Source organism: Aeromonas sp. R10-1, assembly GCF_040908465.1.
Classification (GTDB): Bacteria; Pseudomonadota; Gammaproteobacteria; order Enterobacterales; family Aeromonadaceae; genus Aeromonas; species Aeromonas caviae.
In genome coordinates this window covers 21,177-44,763 of record NZ_JBFODT010000004.1, presented here as the reverse complement: position 1 = coordinate 44,763, position 23,587 = coordinate 21,177, and the positions used below count along the sequence as shown (strand labels likewise).

General features: G+C 61.8%; 23 protein-coding genes. 13 read left to right on the top strand and 10 right to left on the bottom strand.

Annotation, left to right across the window (positions count from 1 at the left end):
• Nucleotides 1-121: 121 nt before the first annotated feature.
• Nucleotides 122-715, top strand: a complete 594-nt coding sequence (locus AB5Y93_RS01055; RefSeq protein WP_010672378.1) for a LysE family translocator — start codon at nt 122-124, stop codon at nt 713-715.
• Here the strand turns inward: AB5Y93_RS01055 and AB5Y93_RS01050 are convergent.
• From AB5Y93_RS01050 to AB5Y93_RS01025, 6 genes are all read right to left on the bottom strand, one after another.
• A complete protein-coding gene (locus AB5Y93_RS01050; protein WP_069652902.1) occupies nt 694-1,539 on the bottom strand; it encodes an AraC family transcriptional regulator in 846 nt (281 codons plus the stop codon). The two genes, AB5Y93_RS01055 and AB5Y93_RS01050, sit on opposite strands and share 22 nt — an antisense overlap.
• 82 nt (nt 1,540-1,621) lie before the next feature.
• Nucleotides 1,622-2,323: an ABC transporter ATP-binding protein gene (locus AB5Y93_RS01045; RefSeq protein WP_010672380.1), complete on the bottom strand. Its 702-nt coding sequence runs from the start codon at nt 2,321-2,323 to the stop codon at nt 1,622-1,624.
• A gap of 10 nt (nt 2,324-2,333) precedes the next feature.
• Nucleotides 2,334-3,107: a high-affinity branched-chain amino acid ABC transporter ATP-binding protein LivG gene (livG, locus tag AB5Y93_RS01040; RefSeq protein ID WP_010672381.1), complete on the bottom strand. Its 774-nt coding sequence runs from the start codon at nt 3,105-3,107 to the stop codon at nt 2,334-2,336.
• The gene (locus tag AB5Y93_RS01035) at nt 3,104-4,372 is read right to left on the bottom strand and encodes a high-affinity branched-chain amino acid ABC transporter permease LivM (protein ID WP_039041002.1); all 1,269 of its coding nucleotides are present in this window, start codon (nt 4,370-4,372) and stop codon (nt 3,104-3,106) included. Before AB5Y93_RS01035 ends, livG begins: the two co-directional genes overlap by 4 nt.
• Nucleotides 4,373-4,454: 82 nt before the next feature.
• Nucleotides 4,455-5,381 (bottom strand): high-affinity branched-chain amino acid ABC transporter permease LivH, encoded by a 927-nt coding sequence (gene livH, locus AB5Y93_RS01030; RefSeq protein WP_368228666.1) that lies wholly within the window; start codon nt 5,379-5,381, stop codon nt 4,455-4,457.
• Between the two features lie 66 nt (nt 5,382-5,447).
• On the bottom strand, nt 5,448-6,569 hold the full coding sequence (locus AB5Y93_RS01025) for a branched-chain amino acid ABC transporter substrate-binding protein (RefSeq protein ID WP_039041003.1): 1,122 nt from the start codon (nt 6,567-6,569) through the stop codon (nt 5,448-5,450).
• Nucleotides 6,570-7,004: 435 nt separating this feature from the next.
• Here AB5Y93_RS01025 and AB5Y93_RS01020 point away from each other — a divergent pair, with 435 nt between their 5' ends.
• Nucleotides 7,005-8,009, top strand: coding sequence for a substrate-binding domain-containing protein (locus tag AB5Y93_RS01020; protein WP_010672385.1), 1,005 nt, complete (start codon nt 7,005-7,007; stop codon nt 8,007-8,009).
• A gap of 83 nt (nt 8,010-8,092) precedes the next feature.
• On the opposite strand, the gene norR is transcribed toward AB5Y93_RS01020, so the two are convergent.
• Nucleotides 8,093-9,619: a nitric oxide reductase transcriptional regulator NorR gene (gene norR, locus AB5Y93_RS01015; RefSeq protein ID WP_368228665.1), complete on the bottom strand. Its 1,527-nt coding sequence runs from the start codon at nt 9,617-9,619 to the stop codon at nt 8,093-8,095.
• A 170-nt stretch (nt 9,620-9,789) separates the two neighbouring features.
• Between norR and norV the strand changes: the two genes are divergently transcribed.
• From norV to AB5Y93_RS00975, 8 genes are all read left to right on the top strand, one after another.
• Nucleotides 9,790-11,274, top strand: a complete 1,485-nt coding sequence (norV, locus tag AB5Y93_RS01010; protein ID WP_182935042.1) for an anaerobic nitric oxide reductase flavorubredoxin — start codon at nt 9,790-9,792, stop codon at nt 11,272-11,274.
• Nucleotides 11,271-12,437: an NADH:flavorubredoxin reductase NorW gene (gene norW / locus AB5Y93_RS01005; RefSeq protein WP_368228664.1), complete on the top strand. Its 1,167-nt coding sequence runs from the start codon at nt 11,271-11,273 to the stop codon at nt 12,435-12,437. Before norV ends, norW begins: the two co-directional genes overlap by 4 nt.
• 51 nt (nt 12,438-12,488) lie before the next feature.
• Nucleotides 12,489-12,830, top strand: coding sequence for a DUF1971 domain-containing protein (locus AB5Y93_RS01000; RefSeq protein WP_043155426.1), 342 nt, complete (start codon nt 12,489-12,491; stop codon nt 12,828-12,830).
• A 120-nt stretch (nt 12,831-12,950) separates the two neighbouring features.
• Nucleotides 12,951-14,168 carry a 4Fe-4S binding protein gene (locus AB5Y93_RS00995; protein WP_368228663.1) on the top strand — a complete coding sequence of 406 codons (1,218 nt, stop codon included), beginning with the start codon at nt 12,951-12,953 and terminating at the stop codon, nt 14,166-14,168.
• 176 nt (nt 14,169-14,344) lie between these two features.
• Nucleotides 14,345-14,428 (top strand): tryptophanase leader peptide, encoded by an 84-nt coding sequence (gene tnaC / locus AB5Y93_RS00990; RefSeq protein ID WP_069652909.1) that lies wholly within the window; start codon nt 14,345-14,347, stop codon nt 14,426-14,428.
• Nucleotides 14,429-14,631: 203 nt separating this feature from the next.
• On the top strand, nt 14,632-16,098 hold the full coding sequence (tnaA, locus tag AB5Y93_RS00985; RefSeq protein WP_010672391.1) for a tryptophanase: 1,467 nt from the start codon (nt 14,632-14,634) through the stop codon (nt 16,096-16,098).
• A gap of 70 nt (nt 16,099-16,168) precedes the next feature.
• Nucleotides 16,169-17,383 carry an aromatic amino acid transporter gene (locus AB5Y93_RS00980; protein WP_368228662.1) on the top strand — a complete coding sequence of 405 codons (1,215 nt, stop codon included), beginning with the start codon at nt 16,169-16,171 and terminating at the stop codon, nt 17,381-17,383.
• Nucleotides 17,384-17,581: 198 nt separating this feature from the next.
• Nucleotides 17,582-18,802 (top strand): aromatic amino acid transporter, encoded by a 1,221-nt coding sequence (locus AB5Y93_RS00975; protein ID WP_041214146.1) that lies wholly within the window; start codon nt 17,582-17,584, stop codon nt 18,800-18,802.
• A 93-nt stretch (nt 18,803-18,895) separates the two neighbouring features.
• On the opposite strand, the gene AB5Y93_RS00970 is transcribed toward AB5Y93_RS00975, so the two are convergent.
• The gene (locus AB5Y93_RS00970) at nt 18,896-19,300 is read right to left on the bottom strand and encodes a hypothetical protein (protein ID WP_010672394.1); all 405 of its coding nucleotides are present in this window, start codon (nt 19,298-19,300) and stop codon (nt 18,896-18,898) included.
• A 104-nt stretch (nt 19,301-19,404) separates the two neighbouring features.
• Here AB5Y93_RS00970 and AB5Y93_RS00965 point away from each other — a divergent pair, with 104 nt between their 5' ends.
• Nucleotides 19,405-19,581 (top strand): hypothetical protein, encoded by a 177-nt coding sequence (locus tag AB5Y93_RS00965; RefSeq protein ID WP_154670450.1) that lies wholly within the window; start codon nt 19,405-19,407, stop codon nt 19,579-19,581.
• A gap of 57 nt (nt 19,582-19,638) precedes the next feature.
• Here AB5Y93_RS00965 and AB5Y93_RS00960 read toward each other — a convergent pair whose 3' ends face one another.
• Nucleotides 19,639-20,412 carry a hypothetical protein gene (locus tag AB5Y93_RS00960; RefSeq protein WP_368228661.1) on the bottom strand — a complete coding sequence of 258 codons (774 nt, stop codon included), beginning with the start codon at nt 20,410-20,412 and terminating at the stop codon, nt 19,639-19,641.
• A gap of 165 nt (nt 20,413-20,577) precedes the next feature.
• Nucleotides 20,578-21,342, bottom strand: coding sequence for an EAL domain-containing protein (locus tag AB5Y93_RS00955; protein ID WP_368228660.1), 765 nt, complete (start codon nt 21,340-21,342; stop codon nt 20,578-20,580).
• A gap of 426 nt (nt 21,343-21,768) precedes the next feature.
• Here AB5Y93_RS00955 and AB5Y93_RS00950 point away from each other — a divergent pair, with 426 nt between their 5' ends.
• Together AB5Y93_RS00950 and AB5Y93_RS00945 are read left to right on the top strand one after the other, a co-directional pair.
• Entirely contained in the window at nt 21,769-22,275 is a 507-nt protein-coding gene (locus AB5Y93_RS00950) for an AAA family ATPase (RefSeq protein WP_368228659.1), read from the top strand.
• A 446-nt stretch (nt 22,276-22,721) separates the two neighbouring features.
• Nucleotides 22,722-23,558 (top strand): hypothetical protein, encoded by an 837-nt coding sequence (locus AB5Y93_RS00945; protein WP_368228658.1) that lies wholly within the window; start codon nt 22,722-22,724, stop codon nt 23,556-23,558.
• Nucleotides 23,559-23,587: the final 29 nt, after the last annotated feature.

Genomic DNA, 23,587 nt, shown 5'->3' with positions numbered 1-23,587 from the left:
AAGCGGCGGTTTGCGCTAAGTGTGCAATGGGGGCGGCATCCAGGGGATCGCAATTTTCTTCAATATCGGGCCGCCCAGGCTGGGTAGGCTCGGACTTCCCTCAATTGAACGAGCATCATCCATGGAATTCAGTCTGCTGTTATCCATGGCCGGGTTTGCCCTGGCCATGTCCATCTCCCCGGGGCCGGTCAATCTGGTCGCCCTTGGCACCGGCGCCCGGTACGGTTTCACGGCCAGCCTGCGCCACGTGGTGGGGGCCACCCTCGGCTTCATCCTGCTGCTCCTGCTGATGGGGCTGGGTCTTGGCGGCGCCCTGTCCCGCTGGCCTGTGGCGCTGGGGGCCATTCACTGGGGCGGCGTGCTCTTTCTCGGCTGGATGGCCTGGCAGTTGCTGGTGGACAGCGGCGAGGTGGAGGAAGTGGAGGGCGTGCCCCCCGCCTTCTGGTACGGGGCCTTGATGCAGTGGCTCAATCCCAAGGCCTGGCTCGCCGCCAGCATGGGGATGGGAGCCTATGGGATCGCGGGCGGCATGAGCCAGATCGCCCTCTTTACCGGCATCTATCTGGTGATCTGCCTCGGCTCCATCGCCTGCTGGGCCTATGCGGGCAGCCGATTGCAGGGGTGGCTGGTCTCTCCCCGCCGGTTGCGCTGGTTCAATCGGGCCATGGCGCTCTTGCTGCTGCTCAGCGCCGCCTATCTGGTGCGCTCGTCCTGAGGGGCGAGCTGCGCTCTGTACTGGCCCGGGGTGGCGGCCACCCGGCGTTTGAACTGGCGCTGGAAGTGGGCCTGATCGGCAAAACCGCTGGCAAGGGCCACTTCCGCCAGGGGCTGCCCCTGGCGCAGCAGGGTGCGGGCGTGGCGAATGCGCTGATCGAGCAGGTAGGCGTGGGGCGTCATGCCGTAGTGGCGGCTGAAGGCGCGCACGAAGTGGGAAGGGGTAAGCCCGGCCACCGCACTCAGCTGTGCCAGGGTGAGGGCGCAGGCACTCTCGTCCTGCATCAGCTCGGCGGCTCGCTGCAGGTGCCGGGGAGGGCGGTCATCCCACTTGGCCGGGGTGAGCCTGGCCAGAAGCTGGCGGCTGAAGAGGTGGCAGGCCACTTCGCGAGCCAGGGGATCCGGCTCCTCCACCAGTTGCCGATGAAGCCGGCAGAGCCCCTGGTAGAGCAGGGGATCCCGGCTTGCGGTCATGTCGAAGGGGCGAAACGCGTTGCCGAGCCCGGCCTCCTCCTGCTGGCGCTGCAACCAGAGGTTGTCGATGTAGAACATCAGATAGGACCAGGGCTGGTCAGCGACGGGATTGCAGGCATGCACCTCTTCCGGGTTCATCAGCACTAGGCTGCCGCGGCCGACCTCTTGCAGGCTGCGCTGGTTGAGGTAGTGGCTGTGGCCGCCGGTGATGGCACCGATGGAGAAGTGGGGGTGGCTGTGCTTGTCATAGCAGACGCGCCGGCCATCCTGCACCGCCCGCGCCTCGATGAAGGGCAGGGCGGGATCGTGCCAGAAGTGGTGCTGATCCTGCGTCGCCCGCGCACGGCTCACAATGTGCTCCTCGGCGGGGGGCTGTTCCCCTGCCAGGCTCGGGGAGCGCGGCAGGGGAAGGGTGACGATGGTTGCTGCATCCTCAGCCGCCGAGATAGGCCTGGCGGACGGCGGGGTTGGCCAGCAGGGCCTCTCCCGTGTCTTGCAGCACCACCCGGCCGTTCTCCAGCACATAGCCGCGATCCGCCAGCTTGAGCGCCTGGTTCGCGTTCTGCTCCACCAGGAAGATGGTCATCCCCTTCTGGCGCAGTTGCTCTATGGTGTCGAAGATCTGCTGGATGACGATGGGCGCCAATCCGAGGGAGGGTTCATCCAGCAGCAGCAGGCGCGGCTTGCTCATCAGGGCGCGGCCGATGGCCAGCATCTGCTGCTCGCCGCCGGACATGGTGCCTGCCCGCTGCTCCAGCCGCTCGTGCAGGCGGGGGAACAAGGTAAATATCTGATCCAGCAGGCCGCGCTGCTCCGCCTTGTCGACGAAGAAGGCCCCCATCAGCAGGTTCTCCTCCACCGTGAGGCGGGCGAAGATGCGGCGCCCCTCCGGCACCACGGCGATGTCCTTGCGCATGATGCGGGCGGTGGTGAGAGAGTCTATCTGCTCCCCCTCGAACCAGATGGAACCGCTGCTGGGTTTGGGCTCGCCACACAGGGTCATCAGCAGAGTGGTCTTGCCGGCGCCGTTGGCGCCGATCAGGGTGACGATTTCCCCCTCTTTCACCTCGACGCTGACGTCGTGCAGCGCCTGAATTTTGCCGTAGTGGGTCGATACGTTGCGAAGTTCTAACATCTTTTTGTCCTTACGACTCGCCCAGATAGGCCTTGATCACCGCCGGATTGCTGCGGATTTCGTCCGGTTTGCCGTGGGCCAGCGGGGTGCCCTGGTTGACCACGAAGATGCGGTTGGAGATCTCCATCACCAGCTTCATGTCGTGCTCGATCAGCAGCACCGAGACCCCGAACTCGTCCCTCAGGTTGGAGATGAGCTCGTTGAGCTCGTCGGTCTCCTTGGGGTTGAGGCCTGCGGCCGGTTCATCGAGCATCAGCAGCTCGGGCCGGGTCGCCATGCAGCGGGCGATCTCGAGGCGGCGCTGCTGGCCGTAAGCCAGGTTGCCCGCGGCGCGGTTGGCGAGATCCTTGAGGCCCACCTTTTCCAGCCAGAAGGCGGACTGCTCCAGCCCCTCTTTCTCGGCACGGCGGAAAGAGGGGGTCTTGAACAGGCCGGCGATGAAGCCGGTATTGAGATGCCTGTGCTGGGCCACCAGCAGGTTTTCCACCGCTGTCATCTCCTTGAACAGGCGCACGTGCTGGAAAGTCCGCACTATGCCCTTGCGGGCGATGAGGTGGCCGGGCAACCCCTGGATCTCCTCACCCTTGTAGCGAATGACACCGCCACTCGGGCGATAGAAGCCGGTCAGGCAGTTGAAGATGGTGGTCTTGCCCGCCCCGTTGGGGCCGATGATGGAGATCACCTCCCCCTTTTCCACATCCAGCTTGACGCCGTTGACCGCGAGCAGGCCGCCAAAGCGCATCGACAGATCTGAGACATCCAACAATGGTTGATTGTTGCTCATTTACGCAGCTCCATATGGGGTCGACTCATGGGCAGCAGTCCCTGCGGCCGCCAGATCATCATGAATACCATCAAGAGACCGAACATCAGCATGCGATATTCGTTGAACTCGCGGGCGAGCTCCGGCAGCACCGTCATCACGATGGCCGCCAGCACCACCCCGATCTGGGATCCCATGCCCCCCAGCACCACAATCGCAAGAACGATGGCCGACTCGATGAAGACGAAGGATTCCGGGCTGATGAAGCCCTGGCGCGAGGCGAAGAAGCTGCCGGCAAAGCCCGCGAAGCAGGCGCCTATGGTGAAGGCGGTCAGCTTGATGATGGTGGGGTTGAGCCCCAGGGACTTGCAGGCGATCTCGTCTTCCCGCAGCGCCTCCCAGGCACGGCCGAGCGGCATGCGCAGCAGGCGGTTGATGACGAACAGGGTCGCCACTACCAGCACCAGGGCCATCAGGTAGAGGAAGATCACCTTGTGGTTGGCGTTGTAGGCGATGCCGAAGAAGTCGTGGAAGGTGCCAAAGCCCCCATCCTTGACGGTGCGGTTGAACTCGAGCCCCCCCAGAGTCGGTTTCGGAATGCCGGAGATCCCGTTCGGACCGCCGGTCAGGGTGGTCATGTTGTTGAGCAGGATGCGGATGATCTCGCCAAAGCCCAGGGTGACGATGGCCAGGTAGTCCCCCCGCAGCCGCAGCACCGGGAACCCGAGCAGGAAGCCGAAGGTGGCCGCCAGCAGACCGGCGATGGGCAGACACTCCCAGAAGCTCAGACCGAAGTAGGTGTTGAGCAGGGCGTAGCTGTAGGCGCCGACCGCATAGAAGCCGACATAGCCGAGGTCGAGCAGACCGGCGAGGCCCACCACCACGTTCAGTCCCAGCCCCAGCATGATGTAAATCAGGGTGAGGGTGGCCAGATCGATGGCGCCGCGAGAGGCCATGAAGGGCCAGCTCACCGCAAACAGCAGCACCAGCACGGCGGTGAGGTTATAGAGCTTGGGGGCCTCTTCGGGGCTTGGCAGCACCAGCTTGGTGAAACCGACGGAGAAGCCGCTGATGGAAGCCTGGAACAGCCGGCTTATCTGGCCGCGCAGCATCTGGAACCAGAAGACGATGGTGGCGCCCCCCAGCAGCCAGGCCAGCGATACATCGAGGCGGCTCACCACCAGCAGGCGGGAGCCATCGGTCTCCAGCTTGAAGCCGAGCAGCCAGAAGGAGAGCACCAGCAGCACCAGGCTGGCGATGCAGGCATGGATAAATTGACGTTTCATCAGACTTTCTCCACTTCCGGACGGCCGAGAATGCCAGTGATGGTCATGAACAGCAGCACGAGGGCATGCATAGATTGGTTTTTCATACCTTCTCGACCTCCGGACGACCCAGGATGCCGGTGGGCATGAAGAGCAACACGAAGATGAGCAGGGCGAACGCCATCACATCCTTGTACTCGGTGCTGAGATAGCCCGCGGTGAGCGCTTCCACCACGCCGAGCAGCAGGCCGCCCAGTACGGCGCCGGGAATGCTGCCGATGCCGCCCAATACCGCGGCGGTGAAGGCCTTCAAGCCCGCCATGAAGCCGAGATAGGGGTTGATGACACCGTAGTACATGCCGAGCAGCACCCCCGCGACGGCGGCCAGGGCGGCCCCCAGCACGAAGGTGATGGAGATGACCACGTGGGTGTCTATCCCTAACAGGTTGGCCATCTTGATGTCTTCGGAACAGGCACGGCAGGCACGCCCCATGCGGGAGCGGCCGATGAACTGGGTCAACGCCAGCATGGTGACGAAGGTCACCACGAAGATGATGAGCTGCATGTAGGAGAGGCTGGCCTGGAAGCCATCCTCGCCGCCGAGGGTCCAGCCCCCGGAGAGCAGAGTGGGCATGGCGATGTCACGCGAGCCCTGGGCCATCCGCATCATGTTCTGCAGGAAGATCGACATGCCGATGGCGGAGATGAGGGGGATCAGGCGGTTGCCGCCCCGCAGTGGACGATAGGCCACCCGTTCTATGGACCAGCCATAGCTGCCGGTGATGATGATGCTGACCAGGAAGGCGCCCCCCAGCAGCAGCACGGTGCTGTCGATGCCCATCATCATGAGCCCGGCCATCACCATGAAGGCGACATAGGAGCCGATCATGTAGACCTCGCCGTGGGCGAAGTTGATCATGCCGATGATGCCGTAGACCATGGTGTAGCCGATGGCGATCAACGCATAGGTGCTGCCTATGGTCAATCCGTTCAGCAACTGCTGAACCAGATAAAGAAGGTGTTCGGACATACCGCGTTCCCTGTGTACTTGCCCGCAAAGAAAGGAGGGGTGACTCACGTCACCCCGACCGGCAGATTATTTGAGTTGAGTGGAGGTACCGTCGGCGTGCCACTGGAACACACCGAATTCGAAGCCTTTCAGGTCACCGTTCGGCGCCCAGGTCAGGGGGCCCATCACGGTGTCGATCGGTGCGGCCTTGATGGCGGCAGCGACGGCAGCCGGATCATCCTCGCCCGCCTTGGCGATACCGGCCGCCAGGGCCTGCATGGCGGCGTAGGTGGTCCAGACGAACGGACCGGAGGAGTCCTGACCCTTGGCCTTGAACGCTTCTACGATGGGGGCGTTGGCCGGCACCAGGTCATATTTGTTCGGCAGGGTCACCAGCAGGCCTTCGGAAGCCGGGCCGCCGATGGCGGAGATGTCCTTGTTGCCCACGCCTTCCGGACCCATGAACTTGGCCTTCAGACCCTTCTCGCCAGCCTGGCGCAGGATCAGACCCAGCTCGGGGTGGTAGCCGCCGTAGTAGACGAAGTCGACGTTCTCTTTCTGCAGCTTGGCGATCAGGGCGGAGAAGTCCTTGTCGCCTGCGGTGATGCCCTCATAGGCAACGACCTTGACGCCGGCCTTGTCCAGCGCGGCTTTCACGCTGGAGGCGATGCCTTCACCGTACTGTTTCTTGTCGTGGATGACGGCCACGCGCTGGGGTTTGACCTGCTCGATGATGTACTTGGCAGCGGTCGGGCCCTGGTCGCTGTCCAGACCGATGGTACGCAGGGTCAGCTGGTAACCGCGCTCGGTGATCTTGGGGTTGGTGGAGGCGGGGGTGACCATCAGGACCCCTTCATCTTCATAGATGTCGGAGGCGGGCAGGGTGTTGTCGGAGCAGAGGTGGCCGACCACGAACTTGACGCCGTCGTTGATCACCTTGTTGGCGATGGCCACGGCCTGTTTGGGATCGCAGGCATCGTCATAGATGACGGCTTCGATCTGCTTGCCCTTGATGCCGCCCGCCTTGTTGATCTGCTCGACCGCCATCTTGCCGCCGGTGAACTGCATGTCACCGTACTGGGCGACCGGGCCGGTCAGGGGGCCGGCAATGCCGATCTTGATGGTATCGGCCGCATTGGCCATGGAAACTGATCCAAACAGAGCCAAAGAAACCGCTGCTCTGACTGCCATTTTGCTGAAGTTATGCATTGATTCGTCCCTTAATCAGTGAATTGTTTCATTTTATGCACGTCATTCCGAGCCTGTGTCCCGCCAGCCCGGCGATAGATAAGGTTCTATCATTCCTCGCCGGGCAATAACAAGATGTTAAAGATACTAACCGGAGCAGGCGCGAGAGGGGTTTTGTGAAACTAACACGCAGTTTATTGCTGTTTATTGGAGTTTAATGTTGTTGCGATGGCGCAACATACAGATAACAAATTGTCATGGTGACAATTTCCAGAGTAAAAAACTGACGATATTTCATTCTGCGTCCGCTCTCATTTTGACCAAAATCCGTTTGCGCAAAAAGAAATGACCGCATAGATTAGCCAGCATTGATAATTCACTGGCAGCGCCCGTTAAAACCAAGCCTTTATTCGGGAAATCTGCTACTGTTCCGCCTTTGTTATTCAGGAGACAGAGATGGCAACTATCAAGGATGTCGCCTCGCGCGCAGGCGTATCCATCTCCACCGTCTCACATGTACTCAATCACACCCGTCGGGTCAGCGAAGACGCAACCCAGAAAGTGCTTGAGGCGGTGGCAGAGCTGAACTACGCGCCCAACTCGGTGGCGCGCAGTCTCAAGATCAATTCGACCAAGACCATCGGCATGCTGGTGACCACCAGTGCCAACCCCTTCTTCGCGGAAGTGGTACAGGGGGTGGAAGCCTACTGCTTCGAGCAGGGTTACAGCCTGATCCTGTGCAACACCGAGAACCAGCCGCCCCGCCAGCAGCACTATCTGCGCATGCTGATGGAGAAGCGGGTCGACGGCCTGCTGGTGCTGGGGACCGATATCGACACCCAGTTCAGGGACATGCTGCGTATCCACAAAAACGTGCCGCAAGTGGTGCTGGACTGGGGCAACGAGTGCGATTTCGCCAACGTGATCAACGACAACGCCCGCATCGGCGCGCGTCTGGCGGTGCGCCATCTGCTGGAGCAGGGCCACACCAACATCGTCTGCATCACCGGCCATCTCGCCAAGCCGACTACCCAGCAACGGCTGGACGGGGTGCGCGATGCCCTGGCTGAACAGGGGATGACCCTGAAAGAAGAGCAGATCTTCGAAGGGGACTACGAGAGCCAGAGCGGCTTCGATGCCATGCAGCGCATCCTGGCCCTCACCCCTCGCCCGACCGCGGTCTTTGCCTTCGACGATCCCATGGCCATCGGTGCCATCTGCGCCGCCTGGGAGGCCGGGGTCAAGGTGCCGGACGATATCTCCATGATCGGCTATGACGACGTGGAGATGGCGCGCTTCTCCAGCCCGCCGCTCACCACCATCCGCCACCCCAAGGCCGAGCTCGGCCTGCTGGCGGTGCAGCAACTGGTGAGCCGGATCCGCAACAAGGAGCTGGAAGTGGAGTCCATGACGGTGCAGCCCGAGCTCATCGTCCGCCGCTCGGTCAAGTCCCTGCGCTGACGGCGCCACGGGTGCCATGAACAAGAAACCCCCTCGCCAGCGAGGGGGTTTCTGTTTTTGGGCCCCTCTCGTATCTGGGGGCGTCAGGCCTTGAGACCGAGCCGCCTGGCGAGGCGGTGCAGGTTGCCGCCGTCCAGATCCAGCGCCCGGGCGCTGGCGGCCCAGTTGCCGTCATGGGCCGTCAGGGTCTGCTCGATGAGTTGGCGCTGGAACAGATCGGTGGCGGCGCGAAGGCCGAGGCCAGCAATGGCCGGAGAGGCGGGCTGGCTGACGGTGTCGGCGGGAAGGGATGAGCCCGTCGGTCCCAGGTTGAAGTGGTGGGGTTTCAGGGTCGGCGAGGGGCTGCCCTGTTCGGCCCTGGCCAGCACGGCGGCGCGGTGGATGGCGTGCTCCAGCTCCCGCACGTTGCCGGGCCAGTCGTGGCGCTCGAGCAGTTGCAGCGCTTGTGGCTGGATACGCAGCTGCTCCAGCCCCAGGCCGAGCCGGCAGCGCTCGCAAAAGTAACCGGCCAGCAGGGGAATGTCGCCCGGACGTTCCCGCAGTGCCGGGGCGTGGATCGGGAAGACGCTCAGCCGGTGGTAGAGGTCGGCCCGAAACTGCCCCTCGACCACCGCCTGTTTCAGATCCCGGTTGGTGGCCGCCAGGATGCGCACATTCACCTTGAGCGGGGTGTCGTCACCGATCCGCTGCAGATCGCCGTATTGCAGCACCCGCAGCAGCTTGGCCTGCAGCGCCAGGGAGAGCTCCCCTATCTCGTCGAGAAACAGAGTGCCCTTGTCCGCGAGCTCGAACTTGCCCGCCCGATTGTGGATGGCGCCGGTGAAGGCCCCCTTCACGTGGCCGAACAGCTCGCTCTCGGCCACGGATTCGGGCAGGGCGGCGCAGTTGAGATAGACCAGGGGGGCATGGGCGCGGGGCGAGCCGCCATGCACCGCCTTGGCGATCAGCTCCTTGCCGACCCCGGTCTCCCCCAAAATCAGCACGTTCAGCTCGGAGCTTGCCACCACGTCTATCTCGTGGCGCAACCGGGCCATGGCGGGGGAGTGCCCTATCATCTCCGGCTGCTCAGGGCCGGGCCGGGTGCCGGGGACCAGGGGCTCGCTGCTCTGGCGGGCGAGCCGCTCCAGCAGCAGGGCGTTGTCGAGGGCGGCGGCGGCCAGGGCCCCCACCAGCCGCAGCTCCTCGTCGCTGATGCCGTCGAACTGGGTCGGGTTCATGCCGTCTATGGTCAGGGCGCCGATCAGCGTCTGATCCGAGAAGAGCGGCAGGCCGACGCAGGCGTGTACCTTGAAGTCGTCGTGATCCGGCAGCAGGCCGTCATAGGGGTCGGGCAGGGCGCTGTCGGCAGGGAAGCGCACCACATCCCCGGCGCGGGCGATGGCCTCGAGGCGTGGGTGATCCTTGAGGGCGAAGCGGCGACCCAGCACGTCCTGCATCAGGCCGTCGATGGCCAGCGGAATGAACTGGCCCCCCTCGTAGCGCAGCAGGGCCGAGGCATCGGAGTTCAGCAGGCTGCGCACGCTCTGGATCAGGCGGTGGAAGCGGTCCTGATGAGAGATGCCGAGTTGCAGGTCGAGGGCGATGCGCGCCAGGCTGTCGGTCGAGATCACGATAATTGTCCAAATGACAGTGTGTTTGTGATTTTGACTATAAAGGCATGGTGTCATAATGACAATGTGTGATATGCGAAACCATTAAAAACAATGAGTTACATTTTGGCACGTCCGCTGCAATAGCTGGTTCAGTCGAACATCCACTATTGCATTCGAGGAACTGCCTGATGAGCATTCACGTCAAGAACAACATCCACTGGGTCGGCCAACGGGACTGGGAGGTACGCGACTTCCACGGTACCGAGTACAAGACCCACAAGGGCACCAGCTACAACAGCTATCTGATCCGCGAAGGGAAAAACGTGCTGATCGACACCGTCGATCACAAGTTCAGCCGGGAGTTCGTGCAGAACCTGGCGGCCGAGATCGATCTCGCTTCCATCGACTACGTGGTGATCAACCACGCCGAGGAGGATCACGCTGGCGCCCTGACCGAGCTGATGGCCCGCATCCCCGGCACCCCCATCTATTGCACCCACAACGCCATCGACTCCATCACCGGCCATCATCACCACCCGGAGTGGAACTTCCACCCGGTCAAGACCGGTGACAGCCTGGACATCGGCAACGGCAAGCAGCTGGTGTTCATCGAGACCCCCATGCTGCACTGGCCCGACAGCATGATGACCTACATGACCGAGGATGCGGTGCTCTTCTCCAACGACGCCTTCGGCCAGCACTACTGCGACGAGCACCTGTTCAACGACGAGGTGGATCAGAGCGAGCTGATGGAGCAGTGCCAGCGCTACTACGCCAACATCCTCACCCCCTTCAGCCCCCTGGTGACCGCCAAGATCAAAGAGGTGCTGGGCTTCAACCTGCCAGTGAGCATGGTGGCCACCTCCCACGGCATCGTCTGGCGCGAGGACCCCACCCAGATCATCCTGAAATACCTGGAGTGGGCCGACCACTATCAGGAAGATCGCATCACCTTGTTCTACGACTCCATGTCCAACAACACCCGCATGATGGCCGACGCCATCGCCCAGGGCATCCACGAGGTGGACCCCGGCGTGGCGGTGAAGATCTACAACGTGGCCCGCCACGACAAGAACGAGATCCTGACCCAGGTGTTCCGCTCCAAGGGGATACTGGTGGGATCCTCCACCATGAACAACGTCATGATGCCCAAGGTGGCGGGCATGCTCGAGGAGATCACCGGCCTGCGTTTTCGCAACAAGCGTGCCTCGGCCTTCGGCAGCTACGGCTGGACCGGCGGTGCGGTGGACCGGATCCAGACCCGATTGATGGACGCAGGCTTTGACATCAGCATCTCCCTCAAGGCCAAGTGGCGCCCGGATGGTTCGGCGCTGGCCGAATGCCGCGAGCATGGCCGCCAGCTCGCCCGTCAGTGGGCGTTGCACCCGCTGGACGCACCCCGCCCGATCACCACAACCCAGACAACCGTGACGCCCGTCCTCGCGATGCCTGCTGTTGAGCCGCAAGCCGCAGCGGCCGCCGCCGAATGGGACGATGACCAGGCCATGCTCTGCACCGTCTGCCAGTGGGTCTATGACCCGGCGCTGGGCGAGCCGGATCAGCTGGTGGCGCCGGGCACCCCCTGGGCCCAGGTACCGGAGAGTTTCCTTTGCCCGGGTTGCGGCATCGGCAAGGAGGTATTTGAACCCTGCGCCGTGGAGGTCTGTGTATGAGCGCAGCAACGCAGAGTGACGCCGGCATCAGCCGGGAGATAGTGGTGATCGGCAGCGGCTTCGCCGCCCAGCAGCTGGTCAAGAGCCTGCGCAAGCTGGATGCCGAGCAGCCCATCCGCCTCATCACCGCCGACAGCGGTGACGAGTACAACAAGCCCGACTTGAGCCACGTGGTGAGTCGGGGCTGCCCTGCCGCGGCCATGACCCGCCAGAGCGGCAGCGATTTTGCCGAGCAGCAGCGCATCGCGCTGCTGCCCCACTGCCCGGTGCATGGCATCGACCCAGCAAGGCGGTTGGTGCTGACCGAGCAGGGGGAATTCCCCTACGGCAAGCTGGTGCTGGCCACCGGGGCGAGCGCGGCGCGCCCCGATCTGCCGGGCAGCGAACACCTGGTCACCCTCAACAGCCAGCAGGAGTACGCCGCCATCGAGGCGCAACTGCGCCAGGCCCGCCGCATCCTGGTGCTGGGGGCGGGGCTCATCGGCTGCGAGCTGGCGATGGACATGGCGAGCGATGGCCGCGAGGTCACCCTGCTGGATCTGGCCGATAGCCCGCTCAGCGCCCTGTTGCCTGCTACCCTGACCCAGCCGCTGCAACAGGCCCTGCGCACCCAGGGGGTCAGTCTGCAGTTCGGGACGGGTCTCGCCAGGATAGATGCCCAGCCGGGGGATGGCTGGCGCGTCACCCTGACCGACGGGCGCGTCAGCGAGCAAGATCTGGTGATCGCCGCGATCGGCCTGTGGCCGAATCTGGCCCTGGCCCGTGGGGCCGGGCTGGCAGTGGAGCGTGGCATCCTGGTCGACGATCGGCTGCAGACCAGCGACCCCCATATCTTCGCGCTGGGGGATTGCGTGCAGTGGCAGGGCCAGCTGCTCCCCTTCCTGCAACCCATCGTGCTGGGGGCCAATGCGCTGGCGCGCACCCTGCTCGGCACGCCAACCCCGCTGGCCCTGCCCCCCATGCTGGTGAAGGTGAAGACGCCGCGCTACCCGCTGCAACTGGCGGGCCTTACCCGGGGCGAGGATCTTGCCTGGCAGTGCCGCTGGAACAGTCACGGCATGGTGGCCGAGGCGCACGGCGAAGATGGCAAGCTGTGCGGCTTCGTGGTGGGTGGGGATCAGATGAGTGCCGCCTTCCCGCTGCTGCGCCAGCTGCCCCGTTAACCCCTTTCATTGCACCGGCCGGGTCGACCCGGCCACTCAAGGAGAACCGATATGGCCATGCAACTGATCCCGTCTCACTGGGTGGTGCGTCGCTCCACCCCCTTCTTCACCCGCGAGAATGTGCCCCAGGCCCTGCTCACCCACCACAACACCGCGGCCGGGGTGTTTGGCCAACTCTGCGTGATGGAAGGCACCGTCACCTATCACGGCTTTGCCAACGAGCAGGCCGAGGAGCCCGAGGTGAGCCTGGTGATCCGGGCCGGGGAGTTTGCCACCAGCCCACCCCAGTACTGGCACAGGGTCGAGCTGTCGGAGGATGCCCGCTTCAACATCCACTTCTGGGCCGAGCAGGCCGAATCCGACCAGCCGCTGTTCCACAGCCGCAAGGCATAAGGCTCAATCGCGGGCAGGGGCACTGGCCCGAATCTCCCCCTGTGCCTATGCAGATCAAAATAATCAAATCAGATGTTGGTTATCCTTGCCGCCAGATCGGGTGTACGCAGTGGAGGATGCATGAGCGTGATTGAGGCGATGACCATGGTGGCCGGACTGGTCTATCTGGTCCTGTTGGTGTTGAAAACGGGGCCGGGCTGGTCATCTCGACTCTCCCTCGGAGTGCTGGTCATTGCCTGGCTGGCGGCGGCAGATGTCAGCCTCTGGCTTGGCCTGGGGCTGGTGGTCGGCAGTCTCAGCCTGCTTCATCGCATCCAGCCCTTCCCCGCACTGGACGAGCTGGGCAGTCAGCCGCTGCGGGAGTGGGCGCGTCATCTGCTGCTGCTCTGCTGGTTGCTGGTGTCGGTGCAATATGGGGTCTATATCTGGCTGCTGGCACGGGGGACGGTTCCCTGGCTGGTACGCCCTGACGTGGTGGACGGTTTCCTGCCCATCGCCGGTGGTCTCGGGCTGCGGGCCTGGCTCGGGCAGGGGCTGAGGGACCCCCACCACCCGGCGGCCACCGTCACCGTGCTGGTGCTCTCCCTATCGGCCCTGCTGCTGGGTCGGGCGTTTTGTGCCTGGTTCTGCCCGCTCGGGTTGGTGGGGGAGTGGCTGCACGGCCTGCGCTCGCGCCTGTTGCCGGGGGAGTGGACCCCGCCGCGCTGGCTCGATGCCGTGTTGCGCGGCCAGAAGTTTCTGGTGCTCGGTTTTCTGCTCTTCATCATATTGCTGGCGGTACCCGCCGCCGCCCTGTCCGGCTACCTCGCCACCCCCTACCATCAGGCGGCGGACATGAAGATGGGGGCCTTCTTCTTCAACCTGACCCTGATCTCGGGCCTGTGCCTTGGCTGGGTGTTGTTGCTCACCGCCACCTTCCGGCAAGGGTTCTGCCGCTACCTCTGCCCCTATGGCGCCTGGTTCGCCCTGCTCGGCCTGCTGACCCCAGTGCGCATTCGCCGCGACCCGGCCCGCTGCCTGCGAAGCCTGGGCCACGATTGTGACAAGTGCAGCCGGGTTTGCCCCTCGCGCATCCAGGTGCACCAGCTCATCGCGGTGCAGAGCCTCGAGTGCACCAGTTGCCAGAGCTGCGTGGCCGCCTGCCCCAAGCGGGCCGATGCCCTGCATCTTGGCACGCAAGGGCAGCGACTCGTCCCCCGCCAACTGCTGGGACTGCTCTGTCTGTTGCTGCTGGTGTTGCCGCTGCTTGCTTACGGCTTGCTGGATCTCTGGGTCAGCCAGACACCGATCCCTGACCGCTACGAGTTGTTGCAGCGGCTGCCCTGGTTGACCCACTGAGGGGGAAAGGGAAAAAGGTGGATGATGGGGGGATCTTTCGGATTGGCGATAATAAGCTGTATAAAAATCCCCCGCCAAATTGTTAGCGCCATCCCACTTTGCTCATATTGCAATTGATCATATAGCGCTCGCCACCATAATGGGTGCTGTTATTTGGCGTTGTTAATATCAATTGGATGAGCAACAACATGAATATCAAGGTCAGCTATCCCAAGTGGTTTACCCTGGACCATAAGATCGCGTTCTTCTTCCCGCTGTAATTCCCCGTGGCGGCACGGCATGCCTGCCATGCCACGAGCCCGCCTCCATTCCTGAACTGAAATAGCTGCACCCGTCTTCGCCTGTTTATTCTGGCGAGGCGATATCGTGCACCTATTTACCAATATTTCCCACCTGCCGGACATTCTATTTTCGGCGGGGGAAGAGACTCATTCTGAATATTTAAATCTGGGGTGTTTATATTATGGAAAACTTCAAGCATCTGCCCGAACCCTTCCGTATTCGTGTCATCGAGCCGGTCAAGCGCACCACCCGTGCCTATCGGGAAGAGGCCATTGTCCGGGCGGGCATGAACCCCTTCCTGCTGGACAGCGAAGACGTCTTCATCGACCTGCTGACCGACAGTGGCACCGGCGCCATCACCCAGGACATGCAGGCCGCCATGCTGCGCGGTGACGAGGCCTACAGCGGCAGCCGCAGCTACTATGCCCTGCAACAGGCGGTGCAGGAGATCTTCGGCTACTCCCTGACCATCCCCACTCACCAGGGGCGCGGCGCCGAGCAGATTTACATCCCCGTGCTCATCAAGAAGCGGGAGCAGGAGAAGGGGCTGGATCGCAAGAAGATGGTGGCCCTCTCCAACTATTTCTTCGACACCACCCAGGGCCACACCCAGATCAACTGCTGCGTGGCGAAGAACGTCTACACCAGGGAGGCGTTCGATACCTCGGTCACCGCCGACTTCAAAGGCAACTTCGATCTGGTGAAGCTGGAAGAGGCCATCCTGGAGGCGGGCCCCGCCAACGTGCCCTACATCGTCAGCACCATCACCTGCAACTCCGCCGGGGGGCAGCCGGTCTCCATTGCCAACCTGAAGGCGGTGTACGAGATCGCCAGAAAGTACGACATCCCCGTCATCATGGACTCCGCCCGCTTCGCCGAGAACGCCTACTTCATCCAGCAGCGGGAGCCCGGCTACGCGAACTGGACCATCGAGGAGATCACCAGGGAGTCCTACAAGTACGCCGACGGCCTCGCCATGTCGGCGAAGAAGGATGCCATGGTGCAGATGGGGGGGCTGCTGTGCTTCAAGGATGACAGCATGCTGGACGTCTACACCGAGTGCCGCACCCTGTGCGTGGTGCAGGAGGGCTTCCCGACCTATGGCGGCCTGGAAGGGGGCGCCATGGAGCGCCTGGCGGTGGGCCTGCGGGACGGCATGCGCCAGGACTGGCTGGCCTATCGCATCGGCCAGGTGCAGTACCTGGTGGACGGGCTGGAGGCCATCGGCGTGGTGTGCCAGCAGGCAGGGGGCCATGCGGCCTTCGTGGATGCGGGCAAGCTGCTGCCCCACATCCCGGCGGATCAGTTCCCGGCCCACGCCCTGGCCTGCGAGCTCTACAAGGTCGCCGGCATCCGGGCGGTGGAGATAGGTTCCCTGCTGCTGGGGCGCGACCCCGCCACCGGCAAGCAGCACCCCTGCCCGGCGGAGCTGCTGCGCCTGACCATTCCCCGTGCCACCTATACCCAGACCCACATGGACTTTGTCATCGAGGCCTTCGGCGAGGTGAAGAAGAACGCCCACCGGGTGAAGGGGCTCGACTTCATTTACGAGCCGGCCGTGCTGCGCCACTTCACCGCCAGACTGAAAGAGGTCGAGCATAACGACCCGTCAGCCGGCAAGACGCAGAAAAAATTGATAGAAGCATAACGAGTCAGGGGCACAGATTTTTCTGTGCCCTTTTTTTTCACTGCTCTGTGAAAGATTTGGAGTGACACACATGACATCAACACCGTCCGTCATTGGAGGGGCCTGCATCATTGCCAGCGTCTGTGTCGGTGCCGGCATGCTGGGGCTGCCGAGCGCGGGAGCCGGGGCCTGGACCAGCTGGTCAACCCTCGCCATCATTCTTACCATGGTCGTCATGACGGTTTCAGGCTGGATGCTGCTGGAAGCCCTGAAACCCTACGCATTGACCGCCTCCTTCAACTCGGTGACCAAGGATCTGCTCGGTCGCAGGATCAATCTCTTCAACAACCTCACCGTCTATTTCGTGGGCGGCATTTTGCTCTATGCCTACATCACCTCGTCGGGTCTCATTCTGGGCGGCCTGCTGGGCATCAATAGCCAGCTGGCCTCGGTGTTGTTCGTGCTGGTGTTCTCCTGGTTCGTCTGGCATTCGACCCGAGCGGTGGACAGGATTTCGGTCGTCCTGATCGTCTTCATGGTGCTGAGCTTCGTGTTCGGGGTCTCCGGGCTTGCCAGCAAGATCGACACCGCCAAGTTGTTCAACTCCTTTGCCGAGGAGCTGGGCCGCGCCCCTTACGCCCTGGCCATGTTGCCGGTGGCGCTCACCTCGTTTGGCTACCACCACTCGGTGGCATCGATGCGCGCCTATTACGGCGAGGAGCAGAAAGCCAGGCAGGCGATCCTGGGGGGGACCCTGATCGCCCTGGCGCTCTATCTGCTGTGGCTGCTCAGCATCTTCGGCAACCTGCCTCGTCCCGCCTTCGGCCCCGTCATCGCCAAGGGGGGGGACGTGGATGTGCTGCTGGGGGCGCTGGCCTCGGTGATCGAGTCCAGGCAGGTCTCCCAGGCCATCAACCTCTTCTCCATGGCGGCCATCCTCTCCTCCTTCATCGGGGTGGGGCTCGGGGTGTTCGACTATCTGGCGGATCTGTTCCGGTTCGACAACAGCCGCCGGGGGCGGGCCAAATCCTGGGCGGTGACCTTCCTGCCCCCCCTGGCGCTCTCCCTGATGTTCCCGTTCGGCTTCGTGGTGGCCATCGGCTATGCCGGGGCCGCGGCGACCGTCTGGGCCTGCATCATCCCGGCCCTGCTGGCGAAAAAGTCCCGGGAGCTGGCCCCGGACGAGGCGGGGTTCAAGGCCCCCGGCGGCCAGCCCATGGTGGTGGCCGTCATCGTCTTCGGGGTGCTTACCGCCATCTTCCACCTGATGGCCATGGCGGGTCTGCTGCCCGTCTACACCGGCTGACCCTGGTGTGCTGAACCTGGCCCCATCCCGAACATATTCCACGGATGGGGCGCAGGATCCGGCCCGTTTCCCCCCATTTCCCCTCCGGATTTGATACCCGAAGGCATGCAGGGTAAAGTCCCCCGGCGCCAGCAGTGGCGAACGCAGGAGAAGCACGGCGGTGTGCCGTGACCAGTCGACAATCCGTTTGGGGGAGTAATGGAACAGAAACCATCGTTGGTGGGCGGGGCATGCATCATTGCCGGCGTCTGTGTGGGGGCCGGCATGCTGGGGTTGCCGAGTGCGGGGGCGGGCGCCTGGACCCTCTGGTCCATGCTCGCGGTGGCACTGACCATGGTGGTGATGACGGTCTCCGGCTGGATGCTGCTGGAGTCCTATCGGGGCTATCCCCTGCGCGTCTCCTTCGATACCGTGACCCGGGATCTGCTGGGGGAGAAGGTCAACGCCCTCAACAATCTCAGCGTTTATTTCGTCGGCGGCATCCTGCTCTATGCCTACATCACCTCGGCCGGTCTCATCATCGACGGCATGACGGGGATGGGCAGCCAGTGGGCGTCCGTGCTCTTTACCCTGGCCTTCTCCCTGCTGGTGTGGCACTCCACCCGGGCGGTGGACCGCATCTCGGTGTTGCTGGTGATCCTGATGGGGCTGAGCTTTGCCTTCGGCATCTCGGGCCTGTCGATGAACGTGCGCCTCGATCTGCTGCTCGACCGGGTGGGCAGCGAAGTGAGCTACGCCCCCTATGCCCTGGTGATGCTGCCGGTGGCGCTCACCTCGTTCGGCTACCACCATTCGGTCTCCTCCATGCGCGCCTACTACGGTGAAGAGCGCCGTGCCAGCCGCGCCATTCTGGGGGGCACCCTGATCGCGCTCGCGTTTTACCTCATCTGGCTGGTGAGCGTCTTTGGCAACCTGCCCCGCAGCGAGTTCGGCCCGGTGATCGCAGAGGGGGGCAACGTGGATGCCCTGCTCAAGGCCCTCGGCTCGGTGATCGAGTCCAAGGCGGTGGCCAGCGCCCTCAACGCCTTCTCCATGGCGGCCATCCTCTCCTCCTTCATCGGGGTGGGGCTCGGGGTATTCGACTACCTGGCGGATCTGTTCAAGTTCGACAATAGCCGGGGTGGCCGCGCCAAGTCCTGGGCGGTGACCTTCCTGCCGCCCCTGGTGCTCTCCTTGCTGTTCCCGTTCGGCTTCCTGGTGGCCATCGGCTATGCGGGCGCCGTGGCGACCCTGTGGACCTGCATCATCCCGCCCCTGCTGGCCTGGAAGGTGCGGGCGGCCCGGCGTGAAGAAGGTGGCGAGGGCTTCCGCGCCCCCGGCGGCCTCTTCATGATCGTCCTGGTGATCCTGTTCGGCGTGCTGACCGCCGCCTTCCACCTGCTCAACATGGTGGACCTGCTGCCCGCCTACAAGGGCTGAGCCGTTACCCGGGTCGCAGTGCCAGCACACAATGACAAAGAAGGAGCCTCATGGGCTCCTTCTTGCTTGTCACACAGGCAATATTGGCGTCGGTTACTGAATGCCGACCGACAGGGAGTGGGGGACCTTGGCGCCTTTACGGGCGGTGGCGCGCATCTGGTAGACCTGGATCAGGTACTTGCCCGACTTGGGCAGGGTGCCTTGCCATTTTGTGTCCACGTTGCCGCCGCCCAGTGCCTCGGCCTGACCCGGGATGGCGCCCGGCGCGAAGACGTTGAAGTTGGCATTGGTGCTGCCGGTGATGGCGACCGTCATAGTCTGGCCTTCTTTGGCGCCCAGGGTGTAGTTGATGGTGTCATAACCGGAGAAGGTGCCGTCAACCTTGGCGCTGTGCGCGCCTTTGGCGAAGTGCACCGGCACCGTGGTCACCTTGTCTGCCGCCTGAACCGAGGCCGCCATCATCATGGCCAGCAAGGCGGCCGTTACTGCTTTTTTCATTATGTATTGCTCCTGTGATCGGGCCCTGGCACGGGCCTCGATGGGAAGATATGCCTGAACGATGACGCGACTCCATCGAAATGATGGGGCGGTCGGAGTGGGGGATGTTGCAAGATTTGGGGTATGCACAGACGGACATGGTGCCTTTTGGCCGCAAGCCAGATGAACACAAGGTCGATGGGGTTTTATATGGCGAGTTCCCTGATACAGGGGGCGTTTTTGTCAACGTGGTGTTGACGAACAGGGTGCCCGCTGCGGCCATGACTCTGCGACAGAATTGATCGCCCCGGGTCTCCTGCATGGTCAGGGCGCGGGAGGGCTTGCGGAAAAAGAGGACGTCATGGCTGGCTGGTGCCCTCAGCCGCCATGGCCTGCTGCTCATAGCGCGCTACCGTGCCGTCCTGCTTCATTTGCCGGATCACGCTGGCAAGGGGGGCCAGCAGATCCTGATGCCGTTCGTGCAGATAGACGTAAGAATCGGCCAGCTCCATCACCCCGGCGGAGTAGATGCCGGCATAGCCCGGGTCCTGGCGCGTCAGGGCGGCCAGGGTCTGGCTGGCAATCAGGGTCTGCTCCACATAGAGGTCACTGCGCCCCTTGAGCAGCTTGCCCATCCCCTGCTCGGCGGTGGCGATGGCAAAGAGCCGGTCCGGTGCCACCACCTTGCCCAGCATCATCTCCGGCAGCTTGGCGCCACGGCGAAACTCGACCCGATAACCGGTGCCCTGCAGGCTGTGCCACCCCTGCAGCTGGATCCCGGGCTGGTGGGCATAGGCCTGATAGGAGACGGCGAAATGGGGCTCGGGCACGCGCTGGAGGGTGCGGGTCTGCTGCTGGTAGCTGGCGGCGCGGTGGATCTCGCCATCGACCTGTCCCTGCTCTGCCAGCAGGGGGGCCCGTCCCCCGGGGTAGCCCTGGTACTGGAAGTCATAGCCCAGGCGGGCGAACGCATCCCGATAGATGAGATCGAGCCAGCGACCATAGGGGGACTCCCTGGTTTCAAGGGAGCTCACCAGTGTGATGTTGCCCCTGCCTTGCGCCCCCCATACCTGGAAGGTCAGCAGCAAGAGCAGTGAAAGAGCGAAGAAGCGGTATCCTGAAACCTGCGCCATGGTGTCCCTGTCAGAGCGGTGGTTGCAAAGGGTGACAGTCCCATCCTAGCCCAAGGGGTTGCCCGGTCCAGCGCTTTCTGCCGTCCGCCCGTGGATACCCTCCGGGCCGCCTCCCGTCCCGCCTTGCCCGACTGAACGCCAACCAAGGGAGATGGCCAGCGCCGCTCACAGGCTGGCGAAATCCACCTCGGGCAGGGTTTCGAAGCCGGGGCGGGCAAACAGATAGCCCTGCATCAGGCTAACGCCCATCTCCCGCAGGCAGGCCATCTCGTCGCGGGTCTCGACCCCCTCCGCCAGCGGGGTGATCTGCAACTCCGTAAACAGCGCCAGACAGTGGCGCACTATGGCCTGACGGATCGGGTCCTGGTCGATGCCGCGCAGCAGGTGCATATCGAGTTTGATGATGTCGGGGCGAAAATCGGCCAGCAGGCTCAGGCCCGAGTAACCGGCGCCAAAGTCGTCGATCGCCGTCTTGAAGCCGAGCGCCTGATAGTGATCGACGATGCCGCGAATATGGCGGTTATCCAGCACCTGCTCCACCTCGGTGAACTCGAACATGATCTGCTCGATGGGAAAGAGATGCTCGCGAGCCGCCTGCAGGGTGGTGCGGATGCAGCGCTCCGGGCGGTAGACCGCATTGGGCAGGAAGTTGATGCTCAGCATGCCCCGCATGTCGAGGCGGGCGGCCAGCGCGATGGCCTTGATCCGGCACAGCTGATCGAAGCGGTAGCGGTTGTCGTCGTTGACCCGGTCAATCACGCTCTGCGCCGACTCGTTGTTGAGCCCCCGCACCAGGGCCTCATAACCGAAGAGGGTGAGCTGGCTGCAATCGACGATGGGCTGGAAGGCCATGGTGAAATCGAAGTCGAGATCCACCTGCTCATGACACTGCTGGCAGAGGGGGGAGGACGGGGCGGCAGGTATGTCCATGACGTTCCTTTCAAGGCGGGGGGTCGCGAGAGATTGCCTCAAAGGATAACAGCTCCTCTCTCGCCAGCAGAGGTTATTCCTTGGGGCTGGCGGGTATCGGGTAGAGGATTGTGCGGCAAAGTCGGGGCCATGATGGATTCGACAATGACCGATCAATACCAAGCAGCATACTCCGTAGGCCTCCGTCGCCCCGTAGGTTCGATTAGCGGAGCGTAATCGGACGAACGAGAGGTGTTGATAGTGGTTGTTGCCGTGCAGCAGGAGCGGACAGCCGGAGGGAGAAATGCGGCTAGCCGTGATGGTGGGAGAATCCATTTACGCGAACGTCCGATTACGCCTGACGGCTAATCGAACCTACGGGCTGTGGGTGCGATGGTAATCCGATACCCTATGGCTCGGATTCTTCTTTCATCACGGGAATGGAACATGCTGATCATCTTCAGTGGTTTGCCGGGCAGCGGAAAAAGTACTATCGCGCGAGCCTTGGCCCGGCGGTTGAGGGCCGTCTACCTGCGCATCGATACCATAGAGCAGACCATTCGTGCCGCCGAGCAGGGGGATAACGAGATGGGGCCGGCCGGTTATTTCGTCGCCTATGGGCTGGCCCGAGAGAACCTGGCACTTGGCTCGATCGTCATCACGGATTCCGTTAACCCCCTCCAACTCACCCGGGATGCTTACCACGAGATCGCCCGCTCGGTCGGGGTGCCCTGTCTCGATATCGAGGTGGTCTGCTCCAATTCTAAGTTGCACCGCGAGCGGGTAGAGAACCGGACGGTGGATATCGAGGGGCTGTCATTGCCGGATTGGCAGGCGGTGATCACTCGCGATTATGAACCCTGGGACAGTGAGCGTTTGATATTGGATAGCGCCACCCTGTCGGTAGAGCAGAGTGTGGAGCGGATCATTGCCGCGTTGGCAAAGCCGTTGTAGGTTCGATTGGCGCAGCCTAATCGGACGATCGAGAGGGTTTTGTTCCGGCTGTTCCTTCAAGTCAGCGGCGGCCAGCCGGAGGGGGAAATACGGCTGGCCGTGATGGTGAGAGAATCCATTGACGCGAATGTTCGATTACGTCTGATGGCTAATCGAACCTACAAGCCCTCCCCTTTGGTCTCTCTGTTTAAGAAAAGTGGAATGGGAGTGAGTTGTCAAAGCTGGGGCTAGATGGGAGTCCCAGCTTTTCCCCGATAAAAGGCATTGTTTGAATTGCGGTTTGCATTTTTTTTTTCGTAAACTCAGCCCAACATACGGGATACAATATTTTTGTTCGGTGTGGCGAGCTGAGGAATATTAAATATTTTTTTGTGTGACTAAAATCACAGTTAAAACAATTCGTGAGACTATTATGTATGTTATTTATTGATGGCTTGTGAGGTATTATGACTGTCGTTTATATAACAAAGGCTAACTTTAAGAGAATAGCAACGTACGTCTCACATTCTATTTCAGGCGTAAAGGGAATTGAATCACTTTATACACAAGAGTTGAGCCGTATTTTAGCCGCTCCTGAAATGAAATTGCTATCAGCAGTAAAATTAATTGTGGAAAGTGTTAGCGATCATGAAGTTTTGTTCAAATTGATTAAATTCGCAGAAGATTATAAGCCTAGAGAACGTAGCCGGAAAGATAGGTGGATTTATTTAGGTGGCGCCCCTGCGTATCATAAAAAAAAGGACTGCACAAAACTCGTGTCAGAATATAAAAACTATGATATTCCAGTCGAGATACCTGATAACAGAATAGAGGAGTATCGAGATTTTTTCTTAAATAACATAGAATTATATGGGCGTAATCAGACGGCGTTTTATGCGCAAGTAGAGCTTAAATTTAACGTTTTAATCCGAGTCAAAGAAGTTCAAGCTGATAACACAGGTGATGAAACTGTAGAGAACTATAATTTAAAAGCACCTCGTGATCTCCTGATTTATATAAGCCATCACATTAATAGTATGCTTGAATTCAAAGAGAGTAACGATTACACAAAGGAAATAATAGAACGGTTAGGTTTTAATACTTACAAGGTAATGGAAAATCCACGGGCATGTAATTTAAGTAGTGATGGTTTAGTGATAATAAAAAAATGGCACAACCTGAAAAGGCAGTTAAAAGACTTAGTGCACAGCCATTTGATTGCGGAATATAACCCTGAGTTTTCATTTAATGGGGAGATGCTGAGCTCATTTGGCTTTAGAGCATGTACGACGTGTCATCAATGATTATTATTTTATTCGCGATTGATTCTAGT